The organism is Corallococcus carmarthensis (genome assembly GCF_003611695.1).
GTDB classification, from domain to species: domain Bacteria; phylum Myxococcota; class Myxococcia; order Myxococcales; family Myxococcaceae; genus Corallococcus; species Corallococcus carmarthensis.
This window is the reverse complement of sequence record NZ_RAWE01000052.1, coordinates 1-21,767: the sequence shown is the minus strand read 5'-3', so window position 1 is coordinate 21,767 and position 21,767 is coordinate 1. Positions and strand designations below refer to the sequence as shown.

The window sequence follows — 21,767 nt, the reverse complement described above, 5'->3', positions numbered from 1 at the left end:
GACAGTCGGACCCGTTGGGACCGCGTCGGACCCGGGAGGTACAACCGTCATGTCCGGAGCCCGGCAGCCTGCCCGGAAGCCCCCGCGCATGCCCGGGTCGTCATGCTAGAGGGCGACGCATGAGCACGGACGTGACGAATCGGGTCATCCTCCGCGAGGCGCGGCCCGAGGATGACAAGGTGATTGGGGACCTGCTGGTGGAGGCCTACACCACGCAGTACGCGAGGCTGATGCCGGAGGTCGTCTACTCCGAGGAGCGCAAGGCGTTCCTGCGCGACATCGCCTCGAGGCGCAATGCGTGCACCATCCTCGTGGCCGAGGTGGACGGGGAGATCGCGGGCACGGTGGCCTTGTACCCGCCGGACGCCCCCGGCTCCGAGGCCTGGCTGCCCCGCACGGCGGACCTGCGCGCCCTGGCCACCGGGGTGCGCTTCCAGGGCCAGGGGCTGGCGCAGCCGCTGCTGGCGGAGACGGAAGTCATCGCGAAGCGCTGGGGCGTGGACGCCATCTCCCTCCACGTGCGCCGGGGCGCGAAGGGCGTCGCGCGCATGTACGAGCGCCGGGGCTACCAGCGCGTGCCCGAGGGCGACCTCGAACGGCCGGACGTGTACCTGGAAGCGTATCTGCTGCCCATGAAGTGACGCATGTCAGGCGGGAAGGCGTTCACACGTAGAGAGCGCATCCCGTCTGTCGCCGGAGGGTCCGCGAAGGTTTGCGTGACCCGGGCACTGGAAGGGATCGCGCGCTGGAGTGGTGGCGTGCGCCCTGCCCCGGAAGGGGCGCCGGTCGGCGCGCCGACCCCCATCCCGGTGTTCCCATCATGATGATTCCCATTCCCGAGCAGTCGCTCGTACTGCTCATCGGTCCCTCGGGTTCCGGCAAGTCCACCCTCGCGAATGCGCACTTCCTCCCAGAGGACGTGCTGCCAGGCACCGGCAACGAAGCGAAGCTCCACGACGAGGTGGCGCGAAGGCTCAAGCAGGGCACGCTCACCGTCATCGACGGCGTCCCGCTCAGCGCCGAGTCGCGCCGTCACTACGTGACCCTGGCGCGTGAGCACCACGTGGCCCTGGTCGCGGTGGCCATGGACACGCCGGAACCGCTCTGTCTGGAGCGCAACCGCACGCGCACCGGATCGCATGCCAGCCCACGCGCGCTGCGCAACCAGGTGCAGCAGCTCCAGAACGCGCTGAAGGGGCTGACGAAGGAAGGCATCCGGCATGTGCACGTGCTCACTCCGGAGACGATGGAGGCGGTGGCGTTCGAGCACCGCCCGCTCCCCAGCCACCGCCAGGACGAGCACGGCCCGTTCGACATCATCGGAGACATCCACGGGTGCTTCGATGAGCTGAAGGCCCTGCTGACGGAGCTGGGCTACACGGTCGCGCCGCGAGCGGACGGAGCGCCTGGGTTCGACGTGGGCGCGCCCCACGGCCGCAAGGTGGTGTTCCTGGGCGACCTCGTGGACCGGGGGCCGGGCGTGACGAACGTGCTGCGCCTGGCGATGGGAATGGTGGAGGCGGGCACGGCGCTGTGCGTGCCGGGCAACCATGAAATCAAGTTGCTCAAGAAGCTGCGTGGCAAGGACGTGCGCGTGGGTCGCGGCCTCGCGATGACACTGGAGCAGCTGGAACGTGAACCGCCCGGGTTCTCCCAGGCGGTCGCCGACTTCATCGAAGCCCGCTTCCCACACTACGTCCTGGACGACGGCCACCTGGTGGTGGCGCACGCGGGCCTGAAGGAGCCGATGCACGGCCGGGACACCCCCGAGGTGCGCGACTTCGCCCTCTACGGTGAGACGACGGGCGAGGCGGACGCCTACGGCCTGCCGGTGCGAGCCGACTGGGCACAGCAGTACCGGGGACAGGCCATGGTCGTGTACGGCCACACCTCCGTGCCGGAATCCGAGTGGGTGAACAACACCGTCTGCCTGGACACGGGCTGCGTGTTCGGAGGGAAGCTGACCGCGCTGCGCTATCCGGAGCGGGAACTCGTCTCCGTGCCCGCACAGCGCGCGTACTGGGAATCACGGGGCCACGCGGCTCCGTGACTTCTTTCAGGCCGCCGCCGCGGTGACGCCGCCCAGGCTCCGGCGCGCTGCCTCCAGGCAGTCGTTCAGGAAGCGCAGGTAGCAGTCCAGCCCGCGCGTGCCGAACGACGCCAGCCGCCGGCCTTCCTCCGGCTGGGTGCTCAAGAGCCCCTCCATCATCCGCTCGTTGAGCGCGGTGTGGCCCACGTCCACCTCCGCGTGCTCGCGCAGGAAGGTGAGCGTGTCCAACGTCCCTTGTCCCAGCACCGCGCGCACGTGCGCCAGGATGCGCGGCACCACCACCACCGCCAGGTAACCCACCTCGTACTCGATGGCCGCCTGACCCAGCGGCAGGTCGCCGGTGATGGCCTCGTCGTGCACCTGCCGGTACTCGCGCATGGCGGCCGTGGGCGCCTGGGCGACCAGCGCCTCCGCGTCCAACGCGTCCGCATGGCTCGCGTTCCACTGCGCCGTCAGCACGCGCGCATCCTGGAGGGTCATCAGGTGATGGCCGGCCTCGTGCTTCGCGTGGGTGATGAGCTGCCGGCCCACCTTCTCCTGTCCCAGCGCGATGCAGCGCTCACCGGCGCCGCGGATCCACCCGTCCACGGGCTCCGTCATGTACGCGCCCCGGGCGGACCACTCGATGAGGAAGCGCGCCATCAGGTCCGGCGAGATGTCCGGCGACAGCAGCGTGCGCACGACGGGCTCCGTCTCCAGGCGGGCTCGGGTCTCCTTCACGTGCGGCAGGTACTGCGCCTGGATGAGGCTCATGACAGCTCCTTCTGAGGGTGGGAGAGCGGACGGGGGGCCGTCTGCTCGTGGAGGTGCTCCAGGAACTCGGGAGCGAGGTCGGCGGGGATGAGCCACAGGGACGGCTTCGCGTCAGGGGCCGTGTCGTGCAGGCCCGCGGCCTCCACGTCGCCAGCCTCTTCGGCCAGGAAGGTGAAGCGGTCGCGGCCCCGCTGCGCGAACCAGCGGCGAGCCCCCTCCATCAGCGCCGGATAGGCCTCCCGAGCTCGCGGCGACAGCGCGAACAGCCGCACGGAGTCCAGCAGCCCGAAGGGGTTGGTGCCGGGCGGTCCGGACTCCAGGACGGCCACCGCCACCGGCTTCGCTCCCTCGCGCGCGACCAGCAGGTGCCGCTCACGCTCCAGGCCCACCGCCTGCCAGGCCCGCGAAGCGTCCCGCAGGTCCAGGGTCTCCAGCCGCAGGTCCAGCGCCTCGGCGTAGCAGGCGGGCCGGGTGAGGGCGATCCGCTCCACGAGCAGTCGCCGCTCCGCCTCCGTCGCGGGCCCCAGCTCCAGACCCGGCAGCGGCGGGGCAGGGGAGTGGCCGCACTCGACGTCAATCATTCGCATGGGCAGCAGCAGCGTCCGCCCCGTCGCCGCCATGCGGTCGGAGAAGCCGACGTGCCCGCGGTACGTGAAGGGCACGGTCGCTTCGATGTACGCCGCGAGCCACCGGAACCCGGGGTCCCGCTGCGCGTGCTCCACGCAGTGCACGTACACCTCGCGCAGCATCTGTCCCTTGAGGCGCTCGAACCGCGTGGCGTCCTGGCGCCGCGCCAACTGGTGCACCATCCACACGGAGCGGTAGGGCTTCATCGCGGAGAGCGTCGCCTCCACGCCGCGCTCCGACGGCCACACCACCTGGGTGAGGACCGAGCCCAGCGTGCCGGCCTGTCGGGCCAGCTCGACGAAGCTCTGGCGCCGCGCCTCGAAGTCCTCCGCCGCCCTGCCCGCCAGGTTGAAGTAGCCGGCGTCGCTGAACAGCTGCCAGAGCTCCTCCACTCGCGTCCCATCGGCGCGCGTCGTCGGATGGAGCGCCCGGGCCACCAGCGCCTGCCAGCGCTCTTCATCGTCGGGGGTCACCGGCGTCACCTGGAGCCCGCACTGGAACCCACCATCGGCGCGGGCCGACACATGGCGCACCTCCCCGCGAAGCGACACGGACTCGCCTCCGCCCATGCGCAGCTCGATGGGCTGGAGCACCCGGCCCGGCGAGAGGCGTTCCCCCGCGCCCAGCCGCAGCGACAGCCCGCCCAGGGACACGTCCACCGCGTCGCGCTCCCGGCCCAGCCATCCAGGCAACGGCAGACGCACGCGCAGGTTCGAGGGCGCGGGAGCACGCCGGTGGGCCCGGCGGCGCACCTGGATCAACTGGCGCGGCAGTGGCGTCATCCACGTCCCTGGCGCCTCCGCCTCACCCGACAGGAGCATCCGGTAGACGCAGCCCTGACCGAACACCTCCACCTCCCAGGCGTCCGCGCCCGGCTCCACCGTCAGCCCGGACCAGTGGAGGACTCCTCCTTCGGACTCCAGCGTCTCCAGCCGCAGCGGTGACGCCGTGTCTCCCCGGCGCAGCATCGCGGGCGAGCCCAGCGCGGCGGCGGTGGCGAGGATGCTGAGGATGCGCTCGGGGTCGGTGATGTCCCAGCGGACAGCCCATTCCAGGGCGGGGGCCTCGGACAACGGACGCAGCTGTGCGCGAGCGGAATGCGCTCCCACGGTGGACGCTCCGGATGAATGACGGCGGGGGGCGCGCGAATCCCCCAGGGGCTCCCGTGGATCCGCGCTTGAACGGGATACGCAACCGGACCTCGGGTCTGGTCGTTCAATCCCGCCGCGAGCGGTGGAGCCGGGGGTGGGTCACTTCTCCAGGACCGGCTCCGGCGTGTCGCCCGTGAGGCGGAAGATCCGGTGGGGAGAAAGGAGGTACTTCTGCGCCGTGCCCTGCGTGCGCAGGGTCCACGCCGCGCGCCGGGGAGCGCTGTTCAGCAGCCTCGCCAGCACGGCCCGCGCGGGCTCCCGGTTCACGGCCTCCAGGGTGACCCGGGTCTCCAACGGGAGCCCGGCCGTGCGCCCCAGCTCGACCTGCGTCCCGCTCCGCTTCGTGACCTCCGCGCAGAGGCGCTGGAGGAGCTCTCCCAGCGGGCGCTTCTGACGAGGCAGGGTGATGGGGGTCTCCAGCGGAGAGCCCTGCTCGGGCGTGACGTGCCAGAGCCCTCCGGCCTGCACCAGCCGGAAGCGCGGGGCGTCCTTCCCTGCCGGCCGCGCGAGCAGCTGCGTGAGGACCTGCTCCTGGAACCGGGGGTCCGCCCGGGTGGCATCCGTGACGGTATAGGTCAGGGTGAGGGAGCCCTTCGGCGCGGGCTTGTCGGGCGGCTCCTCATACGTGATGCCCCAGCCCTCGCGGGTCTCCAGCTGCTTCACCGCGGCGGCGAGCGGCTGGGGCACGTCCTGGACGGTGAGCTGGACCTCCTCGCTCCAGACGGTCCTCCCGGCAAGGCAGACAGACAGCAGCACGGCGGCGCGAATCCCAGACTTCAGCATGGACAGGGGCATGGCCTGACTCCTTTGGGGGAGTGAGAGGGTTGGCAATCGCAGTGCCGTCTGGAATCCCCTGGGATTCCCAATCGAAAATCTATACATAGATGGTGAATGCGTGAAAGACCTTGAAAAGCTTCAAGTCCATTGGATGGGGGTGGCAATCGCTGACGCGCGGAAGGGATTGCCAATAAGGCGGTCGCGGCCCGTCGTGGCCTCCATGTGCATGCTGTTGGGGTCCACGGCGGACCTCGCGGAGGGCTCGGGACCGGCGTCCCGGCGCGGGACGTCATCGCGGAAGGAGGGGCTGTCGGCCCGTGCCCGGGCGCTGCGCGCGCCGCCGCGCTCCCCGGGCGGAACGCGTCCGGACCCATGGAGCACCCGGAGTGTGTCCCGTGGAGCCGCCCTCCTCACACCCAGGCGGTGAAAACAAGAAACCCGCTGGGTTTGATGTCACAGGAGGGTGCCTGCACGGTGGGAAAGGTGCATGCGCGCCAGGACGGGCTTACCCTGCGTGCCCCATGTCCCTCCGCAAGGACTTCATCGAGCGAGCCGCCGAGCAGTTCGCCGCCGCCATCGCCAGCATCCTCAAGGCCCGGAAGGAAAAGCGGTACGCGGACGCGCGCAACCATCTCCGGGACACGGCCCTCACCGTGCTGGGCATGGAGTACGGCGCGCTCATCCTCGCGGACGCCGAGTCCACCTCGCGCCTGCTCGGCACCGCTGCCCGCGTGCGCATGCTCGCGAAGCTGGTGCGCGAGGACGGCGAGCTGATGCGCGAGCAGGGGGACCCCCTCACCGCCGACTCGCGCTTCCTGCTGTCGCTGGAGCTGTACCTGGAGGCCATCTCGCTCGGCCTCAACCCGGACACCGAGGACGCCACCACCATCGCGGAGCTGCGCGCCACCACCGACACCGCGGCGCTGTCGGAACGGCACCAGCGGATGCTCTCCCAGGCCTGACGAAGCGCGGCGCGCACGTTCGCGCACCCGGGCCGTGGCAACCCCCACCGCGCACATCGGTCGGGTTTGCGACACAGCAACATGGGGAGATCCATCGCTTCCGATCAGGCATGGACACGGTGACGCCCCCCGCCTTGCCCTGCCTTCCGGCTTTGCGTCTATCCTTGCCGTCCATTCGTCACGCAACACCGGGGGGGTGCGCGTGTCCTTTGTTCGGTTTCCCGAGAGCGTCGTCTCTTGTCGCAACCTCGTGGGCGGAGAGTGGGTCTCTCCCGCCGGAGCGTCAGCGCAGGAGGTCCGCAGTCCCTACACCGGTGCCCTCATCGGCCGGGTGCCGCTGACGACCGCCTCCGGCGTCGCCCAGGCGGTGGAGGCCGCGAAGGCCGCCGCGCAAGGCTGGCGCGTCACCCCGCTGCGCGAGCGCACCCAATTCCTGCAACGCTTCCGCGCGCTCTTGGAGACGCACCTGGAAAGGCTCGCGCACCTGGCCGCGAGCGAGTCCGGCAAGACGGTGGCGGAAGGCCGCGCGGGGCTGCTCAAGGGACTGGAGGTCTGTGATTTCGCCCTGTCGCTCCAGAACCTGGATGGCGGCGCGCACCTGGAGGTGAGCCGGGGCGTCACCTGTGAATACCGCCGCGAGCCCCTGGGCGTCGTCGCCGGCATCACGCCGTTCAACTTCCCCGCGATGGTGCCCCTGTGGCTGTTCCCCATCGCCGTCACGGTGGGCAACGCCTTCATCCTCAAGCCGTCGGAGAAGGTGCCGCTCACCGCGACCGCGCTGGGCGAACTGATGGTGGAGGCGGGCTACCCACCCGGCGTCTTCTCCGTCGTGCACGGCTCCAAGGCCGCGGTGGACGCGCTCCTGGAGCACCCGGACGTGAAGGCCCTGGCCTTCGTGGGTTCGTCCCCCGTCGCGCGGCACGTCTACGTCGAGGGCAGCCGCCACGGCAAGCGCGTGCTGGCGCTGGGCGGCGCGAAGAACCACCTCATCGTCGTGCCGGACGCGGATCCGGACCTCACGCCGCAGGCGGTGGTGGACTCGTTCACCGGCTGCGCGGGCCAGCGCTGCATGGCGGCCAGCGTGATGCTCGCGGTGGGAGACGTGCAGCCGCTGGTGGATGACATCCTGCGGCGAGCATCGCGCCTGGAGGTCGGCCCGGGCATGGGCGCGCTCATCGACCGGGGCGCGGTGGACCGGCTGGAGACAGCCATCGCGAAGGCCCAGGCGGACGGGGCGCGAGTGCTGTTGGACGGGCGCGGCAAGCGGCCCGCGGGCGAGGCGTACGCGAACGGCCACTGGCTGGGGCCCACGGTGTTGGACGGCGTGCGCCCGGAGATGGAGGCGGCGCGGCGCGAGCTGTTCGGCCCGGTGCTGTCCATCGTGCGGGTGCCCACGCTGTCAGCGGCGCTCGCGGTGGAGAACGCGTCACCGTACGGCAACGCGGCGTCCATCTTCACCACCAACGGCGCGGTGGCCCAGTCGGTGGTGGAGGGCGCCAGGGCCGGCATGGTGGGCGTGAACGTGGGCGTGCCGGTGCCGCGTGAACCGTTCTCCTTCGGTGGCACGGGCGAGTCGAAGTTCGGCCACGGGGACGTCACCGGACCGTCGAGCCTCGACTTCTGGAGCCAGCTCAAGAAGGTGACGCGCAAATGGTCCGCGCGCACCGACGGCTCGTGGATGAGCTGACGCCGCGCTGGCGTCCTCCTGCTGCCCCCATTTCCAGACGTTTGTCCTTTCCCGCGCCCCCCAAGGAGGGTGCACCCATGGCTGACAAGAAGCCCGTCAATCACATCCGTCTCACGTCCCATCCCGACGGGCAGGTGCCCGGAGTACCCCTGCGCTGGGGCGAACAGGAGCCGCTGCGCCGGGGCCCGGTGGTGGCCACCCTCTCTGACGCCGCGAACCGCAACGTCATTGGCACGCACTCAGGTGCGTACTCCATCTACCGGGCGCTGGCGGTGTCCGCGGGCAAGCTGCCGCAGGACCACAAGGCGGACCTGACCAACACCTCGCCCGCGGCGCAGGTGGGCCCTCATCCGGCGTGGGGGGACCCCAAGCGCATCGTGTCGCTGGACCCCTGGGGTGCGGTGGCGTCGCAGGTGTTCCGCGCCTACGCCGAGCAGGGCGTGGACTACCGGCCCACCATCGCCGTCACCCGGGCCCACATCAACATGCCGGAGGTGCGCGAGGCGATGGTCGCCGGCCGCCTCAAGGTGGACGGCGACCTGGTGGCGGCGAATGGCGACGTGAAGGTCGTGAAGGCCGCGGTGGAGCCCGTCTGGTACCTGCCCGGCATCGCGGAGCGCTTCGGCCTCACGGAGGGCGCGCTGCGCCGGGGCCTCTTCGAGCACACCGGCGGCATGTACCCGGAGCTCATCACCCGCCCGGACCTGCACGTCTTCCTGCCGCCCATCGGCGGCCTGTCGCTGTATGTGTTTGGGGACATCGCCTCGCTGGCGGACCGGAACGTGCCGCTGGCGGCGCGCGTGCATGACGAGTGCAACGGCTCGGACGTCTTCGGCAGCGACATCTGCACCTGCCGGCCCTACCTGGTGCACGGCATCGAGGAGTGCGTGCGGATGGCGCAGCAGGGCGGCGTGGGGCTCATCGTCTACCACCGCAAGGAGGGCCGCGCGCTGGGCGAGGTGACCAAGTTCCTCGTCTACAACGCGCGCAAGCGCCAGGAGGGAGGCGACTCCGCGGCCACGTACTTCCACCGCACGGAGTGCGTGGCGGGCGTGCAGGACATGCGCTTCCAGGAGCTGATGCCGGACGTGCTGCACTGGCTGGGCATCACGCGCATCCACCGCTTCGTCTCCATGAGCGACATGAAGCACGACGCCATCGTGCGCTCGGGCATCGAGATCCTCGAACGCGTGCCCATTCCGGACGGGCTGATCCCCGCGGACGCGAAGGTGGAGATGGAGGCGAAGAAGGCAGCGGGCTACTTCACGCGCGGGCCGGTGGCGGACGCGGGGGCGCTGGCGCAGGTGAAGGGACGGGACCTCGATGCTTGACGCGATCCGGGTACAGGAGGTGTCCCCCACGGTGGCGTGGCTGCGCAGCCCGGCGGCCATCCGCGAGCGCTGTCACCAGGTGCTGGACCTGGGGCTCGCCGGACGGCTGGAGTACTTCCGGGTGGAGCCGTCCCGGCTGCCCACGGTGGTGGACCGGGTGCTGGCGGTGACGCACGAGGCGTACCCCCGGCTGGACATCCCGGTGCACAGCCGTTGGAGGCACTTCGACGCGGGAGGGGTGCCCCGGCTCGCGCAGCTGGAGGCGAAGCTGGCCCCGCTGCCGCCGGAGGAGCGCGCGCGCGCCAAGGTGGACCTGGGCGTGGTGAGCGTGCTGCTGGACGCGGGCAGCGGCCCGGCGTGGCGCTACCAGGAGCCCGGAGGCGCCTCGTACGTGCGCTCGGAGGGGCTGGCGGTGGCGTCGCTGCGCATGTTCATGGCGGGCGGCTTTTCATCGGATCCAGACCGGCCGTTGCGGGCGGACGCGGAGGCCCTGAGCCGCATGACGCGCGAGCAGCTGGAGCGCGGCTTCCAGGTGTCCGAATCCAACCCGCTGCTGGGAGTGGAGGGCCGGCTGCACCTGTTGCAGGGCCTGTCACGCGTGCTGCCCAGGCCGGGGTCGATGTTCGACATGCTGGCCGCGCACCGCCGCAGCGTGCGAGCGGCGGAGGTGCTGGGCACGGTGCTGGAAGTGCTGGGCCCCATCTGGCCGGGGCGCACGACGGTGGACGGCGTCAACCTGGGGGACGTGTGGCCGCACCCGGCGTTGGGTCCGCCCGGCAGCGCGGACGCGCTGGTGCCCTTCCACAAGTTGTCCCAGTGGCTGGCGTACTCACTGGTGGAGCCGCTGGCGGAAGCGGGCGTGACGGTGACGGAGCTGGACGCGCTCACCGGCCTGCCGGAGTACCGCAACGGCGGCCTCTTCGTGGACCTGGGCGTGCTGGTGCCGCAGGACCCGCGTCTGACGGTGGAGGTCTACGCCCCGGGCGACGCGCCCATCGTGGAGTGGCGCGCGCTGACGGTGGCGCTGCTGGACCGCGTGGCCGCGCTGGTGCGTGGGCGTCTGGAATTGAGCGCGGAGGAGCTGCCATTGGCGAAGGTGCTCCAGGGCGGGACATGGACCGCGGGGCGCCGGGTGGCGGCGGAGCTGCGCCCCGGAGGCGTGCCGCCCATCCGCATCCGCAGTGACGGCACGGTGTTCTGAAAAACCAATCAAGGAGGACGCATGGACTTCCCGAACTGCACGGTGGTGGATCACCCGCTGGTGAAGCACAAGCTGACGGTGATGCGCAGGACGGACACGAGCACGGCGGCCTTCCGGGCGCTGCTGGAGGAGATCTCCCTCCTGCTCGGGTACGAGGCGCTGCGCGACCTGAAGCTGCGCGAGGAGGAGATTGAAACGCCCATGGCACGCACCACGGGCTGGGCGCTGGACGGCAAGAAGCTGGTGCTGGTGCCCATCCTGAGAGCGGGGCAGGGCATCCTGGACGGCCTGCTCCAACTGGTGCCCTCCGCGCGAGTGGGCCACATCGGCCTGTACCGCGACCCGGAGTCCCTGAGCGCGGTGGAGTACTACTACCGCGTGCCCGCAAACCTGGAGGACCGCGACGTCATCGTCTGCGACCCCATGCTCGCGACGGGCAACTCCGCGGTGGCGGCGCTCCAGCGCGTGAAGCGAAGCCGTCCGGGCTCCCTGCGCTTCGTGTGTCTGCTCGCGTGTCCGGAAGGCCTGGTGAACCTGCGCGAGCACCACCCCGACGTGCGCGTCTTCACCGCCGCCATCGACGACAAGCTGGACTCGCACGGCTACATCCTGCCCGGCCTGGGCGACGCGGGAGACCGACTCTTCGGCACGAAGTAGGCCGGTGTGGTCTGAATAGTCGCGATTTACATGATTGACGGGGAGACGTGGATGATTCATGTCTCACCGCATGAAGACTCCGCGTTTCGCGTCCGCGTTGATGGCCCTGGGGTTCCTCGCCTGTGGTGGGGACCCGATGCTCGCCGCCCAGGAGCAGGCGGCGGACACGTTCGTGCTGCGGCAGACGAAGCCGACGGCGGCGAACACGGGCGCGGGCATCATCCGCGCCTACCCGACCAAGGTCATCAACGGGAACGTGACGTTGAACCAGGCGGGGCAGCGGCTGGAGGACACCATCGTCCACGGCCAGGTGTTCATCAAGGCGGCGAACACCGTGGTGAGCAACTGCGTGGTGGACGGCGGCCCCGCGTTCACGGCGGGCGGCTCCATCATCCAGATTGGAACGGGAGGCACGAACGCGCGCATCGAGTTCACCACCGTGCGCGCGGCGAACCCGACCTACTGGGTGAATGGCATTGGCATGCGGGAGTACACCGCGTACCGCGTGAATGTGTCGGGCGTGGTGGATGCCTTCTCCGTGGCCCCGGCGACGGCGAACGCTCCGGTGAACGTGTCCATCCAGGGCAGCTACGGGCATGACCTGGTGCACTTCTCGCCGGACCCCAACCACCCGGGCACGGACTCGCGCACGCACAACGACGTGCTCCAGTCGCACGGGGGCAGCGGGCTGGAGGTCATCGGCTCGAACTTCGCCGCGTACCACGACCCGGTGCTGGGCACGCAGCCCGTGCCGAACCCGAAGAAGCAGCTCGCCGCGATGATGATCAACACCATCGTGGGCCCGTCCTCCAACCTGAAGATTGAAGACAACTGGTTCGGTGGCGGCGTGTATTGCATCAACGGAGGCGGCGCGAGTGGGGGCGGCGGCACGTTCCTGCGCAACCGCTTCGACCGGGGCTCCGCGCAGACGTCGAACCCGGACACGTCGTACACGATGGTGTTCGACAGCACCTTCCTCCAGACGTCCACGGGCAATGTCTACGAGGACAACGGGCACCCCGTGTACGTGCGTTCGAACTACTGAGCGGACCTTCGGAGGACACGACCCATGACAAAGCGAGCATGGCTGGCCGGCCTGCCCCTGCTGGGGCTGCTGGGCTGTGGCGGGGCACCGGATGAGCTCGGGGTCCAGACACAGGAGATCATCGGAGGAGGCATCGCGGCCCGGTACGAGCTGCCCTACCAGGTGCGCATCCATGTCTCGGGTGCATTCACCTGCGGAGGCACGCTCATCCGCGCCGGCTGGGTGGTGACCGCGGCCCACTGCGTCCAGGGCGTCACGCCCGCGTCCATGCGCATCTACGCGGGGGACCTGCGGCTGGGCGCGGTGGAGGCGGACGAGCAGTACCGCGCGGTGTCGCGCAAGGTGATGCACCCGTCCTACATCGCGCCGGACCATGACGTGGCGCTCCTCCAGCTCGCCCAGCCCTTCAACCTGTCACAGGCGGTGCAGCCGCTGACGCTGCCGGATGCGCCCGCGCCCCTGGGAGCGCCGTACATCGCAAGCGGCTGGGGCCGCACGCAGACAGGGCCCACCTCCGATGCGCTCAAGCGCGTGAGCCTGAGCATCACCTCCACGGCCACCTGCCGAGACCTGGTGGGGAGCACCTATGTCAACGGCACGGTGCTGTGCACGGCGCCGAGCGCCACCGCGAACGTCTGCACGAAGGATGACGGCGGCCCGCTGGCCTTCAACGGGACGCTGTATGGGATTGTGAGCGGGTTCGGCTCCAACCAGTGCAACACGTTCTCCATGTTCACCAACGTGGCCACGTACACGCCGTGGATCCGCTCCGTCATCAACGGAACGTGATGCGGTGAGCCAACGCTGTTTCACGCCTTGGCTCTTGAGAACCGGGAAAGACGGATTTAAACGTTGAACGGTCTAAACGTTTTTGTCCATTTCCCGGGAGTCCAAGCATGCGCACGTCGTGGCGGTCCACCCTGATGGCGGTGATGTTGGGCGCGGTCTTCGCGGAAGGAGTGGCGGCGGCGGAGCCCGCGCCGGAATCGCTCCGGCAGGAGACCGGCCCGCAGCGCTGGACGGAGAACCTTTCGACGGGAACGGGCACGTCGGAGCTCGTGGGCACGCGGGACGGGCTGCTCTACGAACCCAACGCCGTGATGCGCCGTCCCGAAGGCCTGAGCCGGCTCACGGGCCTCTTCGAGTTCCCGGCGCGCACGCTCGCGCAGCCCGTGGACACCTTCCGTCCGCGAGTCCAGGCGACGGTGGGCCTGGGGCAGGGCGTCGAAGTGGACGTGCGCGTGCGGGTCCCCGGAGGTGCCTGGAGCGAATGGCGCACCGCCACGGGTGACGAAGTCGTGCGCCTGCCCCGCTCGGGCACGGAGGTGCAGGTGCGCCTGGCGCTCATCGCGGACGAGCGCGGCCGCGGCCCGGCGGTCCAGGAGGTCGGCCTGGAGGGCTGGCGCGAAGGCACCGGCACGGAGGAAGGCCTCCAGACGCTCGCGCCGCTGAGCTACCGCGTCTACGCCACCCGTGAGGGATTGGTGGGCGGCACGACGGCGAACGGCCACGTCATCAAGACCAACGACCGCTTCGTGGCGCTGCCGTCGCGGCGGGGGCTCGCGTCGAACGGAGGCTCCGAGTACCAGGTGCGCGTCTGCTATTCGAAGACGGCGAAGTGCGCGACGACGTCCGTCTGGGACGTGGGCCCGTGGAACACGAAGGACGACTACTGGAACGCGTCCAGCGTGCGCGAGATGTGGAAGACGTTGCCTCAGGGCAAGCCGGAGGCGCAGGCGGCGTACCAGGAGAACTTCAACGGCGGGTTGGACCAGTTCGGGCGCCGGCCGGCGAACCCCGCGGGCATCGACATCGCGGACGGGACGTTCTGGACGGACCTGGGGATGACGAACAACGACTGGGTGGACGTGACGTACCTGTGGACGTCCGGCGGAGGTTCGACGACGGGGCTGGTCATCGACAGCAACAACGCGAACAACGACCAGGCGAAGGGCTACATCCAGCTCACGGGCACGAGCTGGGCCTCGTCCACGAACGTGGCGGGCTACTACGGCACCAGCTACCTGGTGTCCCCGGGCGCGGCGGTGTCGGAGCCGGCGACGTTCTGGTTCTACCTCTCCGCGGCGGGAACGAAGACGGTGGACGCGTGGTGGACGGCGGCGACCGACCGCTCCACGGTGGCGCCCTTCATCATCACGAACGCGTCCGGCACGCAGCTGGCGAACGTGAAGGTGAACCAGACCGTCAACGGCGCCCGGTGGAACACGCTCGGCACGTGGAGCTTCCCGGCGGGCTGGAACAAGGTCCAGCTGAGCCGCTGGGTGACGGCGGGGACCTACGTGGTCGCGGACGCCATCCAGGTCCGCTAGGCCTCATGGACGCACGGGTTGTCCGGGCGGTAGAACACTGAACCGTCTCCGAGGAAGACACCCATGGCGTCGTTGCGCACCGTGATTCCCCCTCCCGTGGAGGAGCCCCAGCTCTACACGGACCTCGCCTCCTGGTGGCCGTTGTTCTCGCCACCGGAGGAGTACGTGGAGGAGGCGGAGGACCTGCTCCCCATGTTGCGCCCGGAGGAGGGCCCCGCGCGCACGATGCTGGAGCTGGGGTCGGGCGGTGGAAGCCTGGCCTTCCACCTGAAGAAGCACTTCACGCTGACGCTGACGGACCGCTCGCCGGAGATGGTCGCGGTGAGCCGCGCCGTCAATCCGGAGTGTGAGCACCGGGTGGGGGACATGCGGTCGCTGCGGCTGGGGCGCACCTTCGACCGGGTGATGGTGCACGACGCCATCATGTACGCGGTGGAGCGGGAGGATGCGCGGGCCACGGTCCTCACTGCGGCGGCGCACTGCCGTCCGGGAGGCCGGGTGGTGCTGTTGCCGGACTGCGTGCGTGAGACCTTCGAACCCCTCACTGAGTCCGGAGGCCACGACGCGCCGGACGGAAGAGGGATGCGCTATCTCATGTGGACATGGGATCCGGATCCGGACGACGAAACGTTCGAGACCGCGTTCGCCTACCTGCTGCGGGAAGCGGACGGCACGGTGAGCATGTCGCAGGAGCGCCACCGCTTCGGCCTGTTCCGGCGGGACGACTGGCTCGAGTGGATGCGGGAAGCAGGCTGTCCCGCGACGACGCGGCGAGACCCCTGGAACCGGGAGGTCTTCATCGGGGTGCGGGAGCCGGAGTGATGCGAGGGTGGGGGGCCCTGCTGCTGTTCATCCCGCTGTGGGGGATGGCCGCGCCCACGCGCGTGGAGCTCGTCTTTGGCGGAGACGTGATTCCGCATGGCGAGGTGAAGTCGGTGGCGAAGGCCCACGCGCGAAGCGGAAGTGGCGGAGCACCCTCGCTCAACCACGAAGGCTGGGACCACGTCTTCGGACCGTTGTCGGACGTGCTGCGCACGGCGGACGTGGGCGTGGTGAACCTGGAGACGCCGGTGACGGCCAACACCCAGGCCTTCACGAAGGAGCTGGTCTTCAACGCGCCGCCAGCGATGGTGCAGGCGCTGGTGGGGGCGGGCGTGAAGGTGGTGTCCACGGGCAACAACCACGCGAGGGATCAGCACGTCGAAGGCCTGGTGGAGACGTTGCAGAACCTGGACGCGGCGGGACTGCGCCACGTGGGCACGGGGCTCACGAGGGACGCGGCCTGGGAGCCGGTGTTCATGGAGGTGCGGGGCGTGAAGCTGGGCTTCCTGTCCTTCACGAGGAGCCTGAATGGCTTTAGCAACCCGAAGGAAGCGGACGCGCCGCACGTGGCGCTGTTGCCCTACCCGGAGCACGCCTCGCGCAGGGGGCTGAAGCCGGAGGAGGCGATGGAAAGGGTGCGCACCGCGGCGGCGAAGTGTGACGCGCTGTTCGTGATGGGGCACTGGGGAACGGAGTACTCGGACACGCCGCATCCGCTGGACAGGGCACTGGGGCAGGCCTTCCTGGAGGCGGGAGCGTTCGCGGTCATCGGACACCATCCGCACGTGCTCCAGCCGTTGGAGGCGTACACGACGAAGTCCGGCCGCCGCGGGTTCATCGCGTATTCGTTGGGCAACCTGGTGGCGAACCAGGGCCGCTTCTACCGGCACGTGAAGGGGCAGTTGGGGAAGGACGGGGACAAGAGGGACACGCTGCTCCTGCGAGTCGGAGTGACAAGAGCGGAGCCCGGAGCCCCGGTGTCCCTGGGAGACATCTCGGTGTTGCCGGTATGGATTGAAAACAACGCCAAGGGCCGCAAGGCCCGAGCACGGCGGAACATCCAGCCGGTGCTCATCGATCGCGAGATCGAAGAGGTGTCGCGAAGGTTGGCGGCACTGGCCCTGCGCACCACGCCCCCCGACAAGGTGGCCCGGGCGGAGAAGGCCGCCCTGGAGCAGCGCCTGGCAAGTGCCCGCTACCGCCGCGAACGCATCCTGCGAATGCTGCCCGCGGAGTTCCGCGTCGCTACGCCAGAGCTTCGGCGGAGGGACGACGGAGCGGTGGGGCTGACGGCTCAGACGGTGCCATGAACCGCGAGCCAGGCTGCTTGGGTAGGTGAACGTCCGACGCCGGAGTCGCCTGTGACACTTCCGTGACCCGTCATGGAAGCCATGGTTCCGAACCCGCGGCCCTGTTACCCCTGCGGGGCGCCCGGACCATGTTCAGGCGTACACCCCACCCCAGGTCACACCCCATGATTCCTCTTCTTCGCACCGCCGCGGCCGTCGCGCTGCTGGGCATCGCCATGCCCGCGCTCGCCGAGGACCCGCATCCGTCCCACCCCGCCGTGAAGCCCGAAGCGCCGCCCGTCACCTTCCACCGGCTGGAGCAGGGCAACCTCCGCTTCACCAAGGGCGTGGCGCGCCACCCCGCGCAGACCATCGCGGTGCGCAACGCACTGGCCACCGAGCAGCACCCGCACGCCATCGTCGTCGCGTGCAGCGACTCGCGCGTGCCGCCGGAGCTCGTCTTCGACCAGGGGCTCGGTGAACTCTTCGTCGTGCGCGAGGCCGGCAACGAGCTGGAGCCCCTCGCCGTCGCCAGCATCGAGTACGGCGTTGCCAACCTGGGCGTGCGCCTCATCGTCATCATGGGCCACGAGTCCTGCGGCGCCGTGAAGACGGGCCTCGCCATTCCGGACGGTCAGAGCACCGGCTCACCCAACCTCGATGCGCTCGTCTCCTCCGTGAAGAGCAACCTCATCGACGCCCACCTCACCGACGCCGACCGCCACGACCCCAAGGTCGTGAAGGCCGCGCACGCCAACGTGGACGCCGTCACCCGCCAGCTCACCCAGCGCTCCGAGCTCCTCAAGAAGAAGGTCGAAGCGGGCGAACTCGCCGTCGTCTCCGCCATCTACTCGCTCGACACCGGGCACGTGGAGTTCTGGCACACGGAAGGGCTCGCCCCCGCCGCGAAGCCCGCCACCACCGCCACCGAAGCGGCTGGTGGGCACTGACCAGCACCCGCTAGCGGGGCGCCTCGGGTTCCTTCCGGGGCGACTCGTGCAGGTCGCGCAGGGCAACGATGCGATCCAGCAGCGGCCCGCCCAACTTCCTCCGGGCGATGCGCTGCGACGGATAGATGCCCCGGTGCCCGGTGAGCAGGTACGCCACCGTGGCGACGATGGCCACGTGCGGCAGCACGGAGGCGCCCACCAGCTCCACCGCCATCAGGGACAGGGCGAGCGGGGTATTGGCTGCCGCCGCGAACAGCGCCGCCATGCCCACCGCCGCGCCCAGGTCCACCGGCAGCCCGAGCAACCGCGCGAGCACGTTGCCCAGCGCCGCGCCAATGAAGAACAGCGGAGTCACCTCGCCGCCCAGGAACCCCGCGCCCAGCGTCACCACCGTGAACACGAGCTTCCACGCGAACGCGCCCCAAGGCAGCGACACATCCTCGAACGCGCGCAGGATGCCGGGCACGCCCAGGCCCAGGTAGTCACTGGTGCCCGCCAGCATCCACAGGCCCACCACCCCCAGTCCGCCCAGGGCCATGCGCACGGGCAGCCACGGCACACGGCGCTCCAGAAGCCGCTTCAGCCCATGCGTGCCCTCGATGAAGGCCACCGCCACGGCCGCGATGCCCACCGCGAACACCAGCCACCGGCCCAGCACGGGCAGCGTCAACGCCAGCACCTGGGGTGACGGATACGCGGTGTGGTGGATGCCCAGCCCTCGAGTCACCAGGTCACCCACGATGGACGCCGTGAGCGCGGGCAGGAGCGCCTCGTAGCCCAGCCGGCCCACGCACACGACCTCCAGCCCGAACACGGTGCCGGCCAGAGGCGTGCCGAACACCGAACCGAAGCCGCCCGCGATGCCCGCCGCCAGCAGCTCGCGCCGGGTGTCCGGCGTCACGCGGAAGCGGTGGGCAATCTGGTCCGCCAGGCTCGCCCCCATCTGCACCGCGGTGCCTTCGCGCCCCGCGCTTCCACCGAACAGGTGGGTGAGCACCGTGCCCAGCAGCACCATGGGCGCCATGCGCAGGGGAATCACCGAGTCCCCCTCATGCACGGTGTCCAGCACCAGGTTGTTGCCGCCCCGGATGGAAGCGCCCCACCGGCCGTACACCGCGCCCACGACGAGCCCCGCCACCGGCAGCGCATACACCAGCGATTCATGCGCCACCCGGAACTCCGTGGCCTGCTCCAGCAGGGCCAGGAACACCGCGGACGCCACACCGCACACGCCTCCCACGCTGGCGCCCAGCAGCAGCCACTGGCCCAGCGCTCGAGCACTCCGGGAGAGGTTCATGAGCCGCGCAGTCTAGCCATGAAACATTGCGTCAATCGGAAGCACCGCGTCAGCCAGGAGCGCACCGCGGTCACACTCTGACGCGCTGTGGCGGAATTCATGTTCAACAGGGAATGCATATTGCGAAGTTAATTCTGGTCTCAGGAGTGATTCCAGAATCAAACCCGTGTACCGTGCGCGGCCTCTCCCCTTTCCCGGGGCGGGAACCCCCTACCTCTTCAGGAGCCGGTATGTCCGTTCGTCGCAGCGGGCTGTCCCTCGCCGCCGTCCTCGCCGCCACCACCCTCAGTGGCACCGCGATGGCCAGCACCATCAACCAGAACACGTCGTGGACCATCAACCGTTCGGCGTCGCAGACGTACCGGGTGGTGGCGTACGGCGACTCCATCTTCGCCGGCTACAACGGCGGTATCAGCAGCGTGGCGCGCCGTGGCGCTCCGGTGGTGGAGGGGGAGTACGCGGCGCAGAAGTGGGGCTCGAACGTGGAGGTCATCCGCCGCACGAAGTCCGGCGCGAAGGCGGACGACATCTACAACAACAAGATCGTCTCCGAGCGCTCGTACATGCAGGACGCCAAGACGCGCGTCGTGATGTTCGAGATGTGCGGCAACGACTACCTGCAGGCCCGCAGCGCGTTCACGGACCAGACCGGCACGTGCAACTACAGCGGCCTGCAGAACGCGCTGGCGACCTGCACCACGTACATGGAGCGTGGCATGCAGACCATCAACCAGTACGCGACCACCGCCAAGGTGAAGGTCATCTCCAACATCTATTACCCCGGCTATGACGCGGACAACGTGCTGACGGCCTGCACGGACGCGACGACGGGTCAGAAGGTGAACAAGCAGCAGTACTTCCTGCCGCTCCTGGCGCGCAGCAACTGGCGCGCCTGTAACCTGGCGGCGAAGTACGGCTTCAAGTGCGCGGACGCCTTCGCGGAGATGATGGCGTCGGACTACGACCGCAACGGCGACGGCCAGATTGACTCCGCGGCCATCGCGTACCGCGCCGGCGAGACCGAGGACGCCTACGTGCAGCGCATCAGCGTGACCCTGCGCAGCACCCTGCGCGACGCGAACGGGCACCTGGCGAACAGCAGCACCAGCTACGACTACATCCAGTCGGACAACACGCACCCCACGTACACGGGCTCCACCATCAGCGTGAACATCTTCTCCGGCTCCGGCTCCGGCTCCGCGGCGCCGACCTACACGGACAGCCAGGTCGTCAACGGCAAGAACCCGGACTGGAACAAGTTCGGCCACGAGCGCATGGGCTGGAGCCTCTCCACGTTCGACCCCGCGACGCCTTGATGTAAAGGCGTGAAGCGGCATCCGTAGGGCCCCAGGGCCTCCGACCTGTCACCGGGTCGGGGGCCTTGTCGTGTCCAGGCCTATGCGGTGCGGAGTGCCCGGTGGGTGAGGTGGATGTCGCGGAAGGAGGGGATGCGGGCCGGTGCGAGCACATGCTTCAGGGCCAGCAACATCTGCATCGCGCACCGCCGGGCATCGAGCCCCCCGATGCCGGTGCCCAGCCCGGGACACACCAGCGTCCGGATGACAGGAGCTCCAGCGGCTTCGTTATGCCGCTTCACCGCGAGGAGGGCGGCGCGAAACGCCAGATAGGCGTTGACGGTCTGCGACACGCTCTCCGGGATGCGCATGGTTGGCGCGGCAACGAGGAAGGGCCAGCGGTCGTGGCCAGAAGGCACGACCACGGCGGTGCCGACGGGAAGCTCGCCATGATGCTGCTCCACGATGGCCCGTTGGACGGCGTCCTGCACCTGGAGGCCCAGCGTGTCCCGGATCGCCAGGTCGAGCCCTCCATCCATGATGCCGAAGCTGTTGGCGGGGCTGACCATCGCGTCCGCGGGGACGGCGAAGAAGTCCTCCTCCCGCACGGCGATGAAGTCGAATGCGTCGAAAGCCTCGTCCCAGGCCCGCACCAACTGTGGCTGGAGGTCGATGAGGTAGATCTTTTCGGGGAGCATGTCCCAGCCGTCTAGCACCAAGAGGCGTCACGGCCGCGTGGCGCCCGTCACGGTCGAGGGAGCGGGAAATTCCCATGCAGGCCTCCGCCCATGCTGCTTCCCATGACCTGCAGGAAGGGCTCGGCGAGCCCTCTTTCCGTCGGAGCACAAATGACCAAGACGGAATGCTCAGCTCCTGCGCAACCAAGGGTTTGACGTCGCTGGCCCGAAGCGTTAGAGAGTGGCCCCCCGCGCAACGAACCGCTGGCCTCCGGGCCTCGGGAAGTCCGCAGAGGGAACGAAAAGGATCGACGAAGGTTGTTGATCCCGAACGCGGCCAGGAGGTAGAAGCCGCGCCCCTCACTTCGAAGCCCGCGCACTGGCGCGGAAGGAACTTCGGAGAGAGTGCAGCACCGAAAAAGAAATAGGGCAGTCAACGAGCGGGTTGACAGCGAACGCGGCGAAGAGATAGAAGCCGCGCCCCCACCGAAGAAAGCAGTCCGGCAGGCAACACACGGACGGCGGGCGGTGAGGAAAGCTGACAACGAGCGGTTGACAGGGAACGCGGCGCTGAAGTAGAAGCCGCCCCCTCGAAAGAAGCGGCGGAAGTCACTGGACGGCGCCGACGGATTTCGAAGCAGCCCGCAGGACGAAAAAGCGAAGTTGACGCTGACTTCGAACTGAAATAGAAGCTGCAGCCCAGCCGGTTGAAAAGAAGCCGGCAAGCAACAAAGTCGCAACAAGCGGCTCGGTCTTTGAAAACCAAATAGCAAGCCCAAGCAGTAATGGATTGCGGAAACCCGCAGTCAATTTTTTGAGGGCGCTTCACCTCAAGAGCAGCGCTGAAAAGCGCAGCGAGAGGGAAG

At 69.4% G+C, this 21,767-nt stretch carries 19 protein-coding genes; 14 read left to right on the top strand and 5 right to left on the bottom strand.

Annotation, left to right across the window (positions count from 1 at the left end; genetic code table 11):
* Positions 1-119: 119 nt before the first annotated feature.
* The gene (locus D7X32_RS16525) at positions 120-641 is read left to right on the top strand and encodes a GNAT family N-acetyltransferase (protein WP_120603508.1); all 522 of its coding nucleotides are present in this window, start codon (positions 120-122) and stop codon (positions 639-641) included.
* A gap of 179 nt (positions 642-820) precedes the next feature.
* The gene (locus tag D7X32_RS16520) at positions 821-2,050 is read left to right on the top strand and encodes an AAA family ATPase (RefSeq protein WP_120603507.1); all 1,230 of its coding nucleotides are present in this window, start codon (positions 821-823) and stop codon (positions 2,048-2,050) included.
* Positions 2,051-2,056: 6 nt separating this feature from the next.
* On the opposite strand, the gene D7X32_RS16515 is transcribed toward D7X32_RS16520, so the two are convergent.
* The 3 genes from D7X32_RS16515 to D7X32_RS16505 all read right to left on the bottom strand — a co-directional run bounded on the left by D7X32_RS16515 (position 2,057) and on the right by D7X32_RS16505 (position 5,376).
* Positions 2,057-2,803, bottom strand: a complete 747-nt coding sequence (locus D7X32_RS16515) for a hypothetical protein (protein WP_120603506.1) — start codon at positions 2,801-2,803, stop codon at positions 2,057-2,059.
* Positions 2,800-4,539, bottom strand: a complete 1,740-nt coding sequence (locus D7X32_RS16510) for a PilZ domain-containing protein (protein ID WP_147450173.1) — start codon at positions 4,537-4,539, stop codon at positions 2,800-2,802. The genes D7X32_RS16515 and D7X32_RS16510 overlap by 4 nt, the downstream gene beginning before the upstream one ends.
* 141 nt (positions 4,540-4,680) lie before the next feature.
* Positions 4,681-5,376, bottom strand: coding sequence for a hypothetical protein (locus D7X32_RS16505; protein WP_120603504.1), 696 nt, complete (start codon positions 5,374-5,376; stop codon positions 4,681-4,683).
* Between the two features lie 503 nt (positions 5,377-5,879).
* Between D7X32_RS16505 and D7X32_RS16500 the strand changes: the two genes are divergently transcribed.
* The 11 genes from D7X32_RS16500 to D7X32_RS16450 all read left to right on the top strand — a co-directional run bounded on the left by D7X32_RS16500 (position 5,880) and on the right by D7X32_RS16450 (position 17,632).
* Positions 5,880-6,320 (top strand): hypothetical protein, encoded by a 441-nt coding sequence (locus tag D7X32_RS16500; RefSeq protein WP_120603503.1) that lies wholly within the window; start codon positions 5,880-5,882, stop codon positions 6,318-6,320.
* Positions 6,321-6,522: 202 nt separating this feature from the next.
* Positions 6,523-8,007 (top strand): CoA-acylating methylmalonate-semialdehyde dehydrogenase, encoded by a 1,485-nt coding sequence (gene mmsA, locus D7X32_RS16495; protein WP_120603530.1) that lies wholly within the window; start codon positions 6,523-6,525, stop codon positions 8,005-8,007.
* A gap of 77 nt (positions 8,008-8,084) precedes the next feature.
* Complete coding sequence (locus D7X32_RS16490; protein ID WP_120603502.1) at positions 8,085-9,338, top strand: GTP cyclohydrolase II; 1,254 nt, start codon at positions 8,085-8,087, stop codon at positions 9,336-9,338.
* On the top strand, positions 9,331-10,539 hold the full coding sequence (locus D7X32_RS16485) for a URC4/urg3 family protein (RefSeq protein WP_120603501.1): 1,209 nt from the start codon (positions 9,331-9,333) through the stop codon (positions 10,537-10,539). Before D7X32_RS16490 ends, D7X32_RS16485 begins: the two co-directional genes overlap by 8 nt.
* Positions 10,540-10,560: 21 nt before the next feature.
* Entirely contained in the window at positions 10,561-11,196 is a 636-nt protein-coding gene (gene upp / locus D7X32_RS16480; RefSeq protein WP_120603500.1) for a uracil phosphoribosyltransferase, read from the top strand.
* A gap of 70 nt (positions 11,197-11,266) precedes the next feature.
* Positions 11,267-12,241: a hypothetical protein gene (locus D7X32_RS16475; protein ID WP_147450172.1), complete on the top strand. Its 975-nt coding sequence runs from the start codon at positions 11,267-11,269 to the stop codon at positions 12,239-12,241.
* A 24-nt stretch (positions 12,242-12,265) separates the two neighbouring features.
* Positions 12,266-13,030, top strand: coding sequence for a serine protease (locus D7X32_RS16470; protein ID WP_120603498.1), 765 nt, complete (start codon positions 12,266-12,268; stop codon positions 13,028-13,030).
* Between the two features lie 107 nt (positions 13,031-13,137).
* Positions 13,138-14,571: a DUF8814 domain-containing protein gene (locus tag D7X32_RS46260; protein WP_208752450.1), complete on the top strand. Its 1,434-nt coding sequence runs from the start codon at positions 13,138-13,140 to the stop codon at positions 14,569-14,571.
* 63 nt (positions 14,572-14,634) lie between these two features.
* The gene (locus D7X32_RS16460) at positions 14,635-15,393 is read left to right on the top strand and encodes a class I SAM-dependent methyltransferase (protein WP_120603497.1); all 759 of its coding nucleotides are present in this window, start codon (positions 14,635-14,637) and stop codon (positions 15,391-15,393) included.
* A complete protein-coding gene (locus D7X32_RS16455) occupies positions 15,393-16,703 on the top strand; it encodes a CapA family protein (RefSeq protein WP_120603529.1) in 1,311 nt (436 codons plus the stop codon). Before D7X32_RS16460 ends, D7X32_RS16455 begins: the two co-directional genes overlap by 1 nt.
* Positions 16,704-16,867: 164 nt before the next feature.
* Complete coding sequence (locus D7X32_RS16450) at positions 16,868-17,632, top strand: carbonic anhydrase (protein ID WP_158625698.1); 765 nt, start codon at positions 16,868-16,870, stop codon at positions 17,630-17,632.
* 10 nt (positions 17,633-17,642) lie between these two features.
* Here D7X32_RS16450 and D7X32_RS16445 read toward each other — a convergent pair whose 3' ends face one another.
* Positions 17,643-18,929: a chloride channel protein gene (locus tag D7X32_RS16445; protein ID WP_120603495.1), complete on the bottom strand. Its 1,287-nt coding sequence runs from the start codon at positions 18,927-18,929 to the stop codon at positions 17,643-17,645.
* 230 nt (positions 18,930-19,159) lie between these two features.
* Here D7X32_RS16445 and D7X32_RS16440 point away from each other — a divergent pair, with 230 nt between their 5' ends.
* Positions 19,160-20,245 carry an SGNH/GDSL hydrolase family protein gene (locus D7X32_RS16440; RefSeq protein WP_120603494.1) on the top strand — a complete coding sequence of 362 codons (1,086 nt, stop codon included), beginning with the start codon at positions 19,160-19,162 and terminating at the stop codon, positions 20,243-20,245.
* 80 nt (positions 20,246-20,325) lie between these two features.
* Here the strand turns inward: D7X32_RS16440 and D7X32_RS16435 are convergent, their stop codons facing one another.
* Positions 20,326-20,922: a macro domain-containing protein gene (locus tag D7X32_RS16435; RefSeq protein WP_120603528.1), complete on the bottom strand. Its 597-nt coding sequence runs from the start codon at positions 20,920-20,922 to the stop codon at positions 20,326-20,328.
* Between the last annotated feature and the right edge of the window lie 845 nt (positions 20,923-21,767).

Excerpts from the sequence above, each read along its gene's own strand:
- D7X32_RS16500 (WP_120603503.1), top strand. The coding sequence starts at position 5,880 with ATGTCCCTCCGCAAGGACTTCATCGAGCGAGCCGCCGAGCAGTTCGCC.
- upp (WP_120603500.1), top strand. The coding sequence starts at position 10,561 with ATGGACTTCCCGAACTGCACGGTGGTGGATCACCCGCTGGTGAAGCAC.
- D7X32_RS16440 (WP_120603494.1), top strand. The coding sequence starts at position 19,160 with ATGTCCGTTCGTCGCAGCGGGCTGTCCCTCGCCGCCGTCCTCGCCGCC.
- D7X32_RS16490 (WP_120603502.1), top strand. The coding sequence starts at position 8,085 with ATGGCTGACAAGAAGCCCGTCAATCACATCCGTCTCACGTCCCATCCC.
- D7X32_RS16515 (WP_120603506.1), bottom strand. The coding sequence starts at position 2,803 with ATGAGCCTCATCCAGGCGCAGTACCTGCCGCACGTGAAGGAGACCCGA.
- D7X32_RS16525 (WP_120603508.1), top strand. The coding sequence starts at position 120 with ATGAGCACGGACGTGACGAATCGGGTCATCCTCCGCGAGGCGCGGCCC.
- D7X32_RS16455 (WP_120603529.1), top strand. The coding sequence starts at position 15,393 with ATGCGAGGGTGGGGGGCCCTGCTGCTGTTCATCCCGCTGTGGGGGATG.
- D7X32_RS16450 (WP_158625698.1), top strand. The coding sequence starts at position 16,868 with ATGATTCCTCTTCTTCGCACCGCCGCGGCCGTCGCGCTGCTGGGCATC.
- D7X32_RS16485 (WP_120603501.1), top strand. The coding sequence starts at position 9,331 with ATGCTTGACGCGATCCGGGTACAGGAGGTGTCCCCCACGGTGGCGTGG.
- D7X32_RS16460 (WP_120603497.1), top strand. The coding sequence starts at position 14,635 with ATGGCGTCGTTGCGCACCGTGATTCCCCCTCCCGTGGAGGAGCCCCAG.
- D7X32_RS46260 (WP_208752450.1), top strand. The coding sequence starts at position 13,138 with ATGCGCACGTCGTGGCGGTCCACCCTGATGGCGGTGATGTTGGGCGCG.
- D7X32_RS16475 (WP_147450172.1), top strand. The coding sequence starts at position 11,267 with ATGAAGACTCCGCGTTTCGCGTCCGCGTTGATGGCCCTGGGGTTCCTC.
- D7X32_RS16470 (WP_120603498.1), top strand. The coding sequence starts at position 12,266 with ATGACAAAGCGAGCATGGCTGGCCGGCCTGCCCCTGCTGGGGCTGCTG.
- D7X32_RS16435 (WP_120603528.1), bottom strand. The coding sequence starts at position 20,922 with ATGCTCCCCGAAAAGATCTACCTCATCGACCTCCAGCCACAGTTGGTG.
- D7X32_RS16505 (WP_120603504.1), bottom strand. The coding sequence starts at position 5,376 with ATGCCCCTGTCCATGCTGAAGTCTGGGATTCGCGCCGCCGTGCTGCTG.
- D7X32_RS16520 (WP_120603507.1), top strand. The coding sequence starts at position 821 with ATGATGATTCCCATTCCCGAGCAGTCGCTCGTACTGCTCATCGGTCCC.
- D7X32_RS16445 (WP_120603495.1), bottom strand. The coding sequence starts at position 18,929 with ATGAACCTCTCCCGGAGTGCTCGAGCGCTGGGCCAGTGGCTGCTGCTG.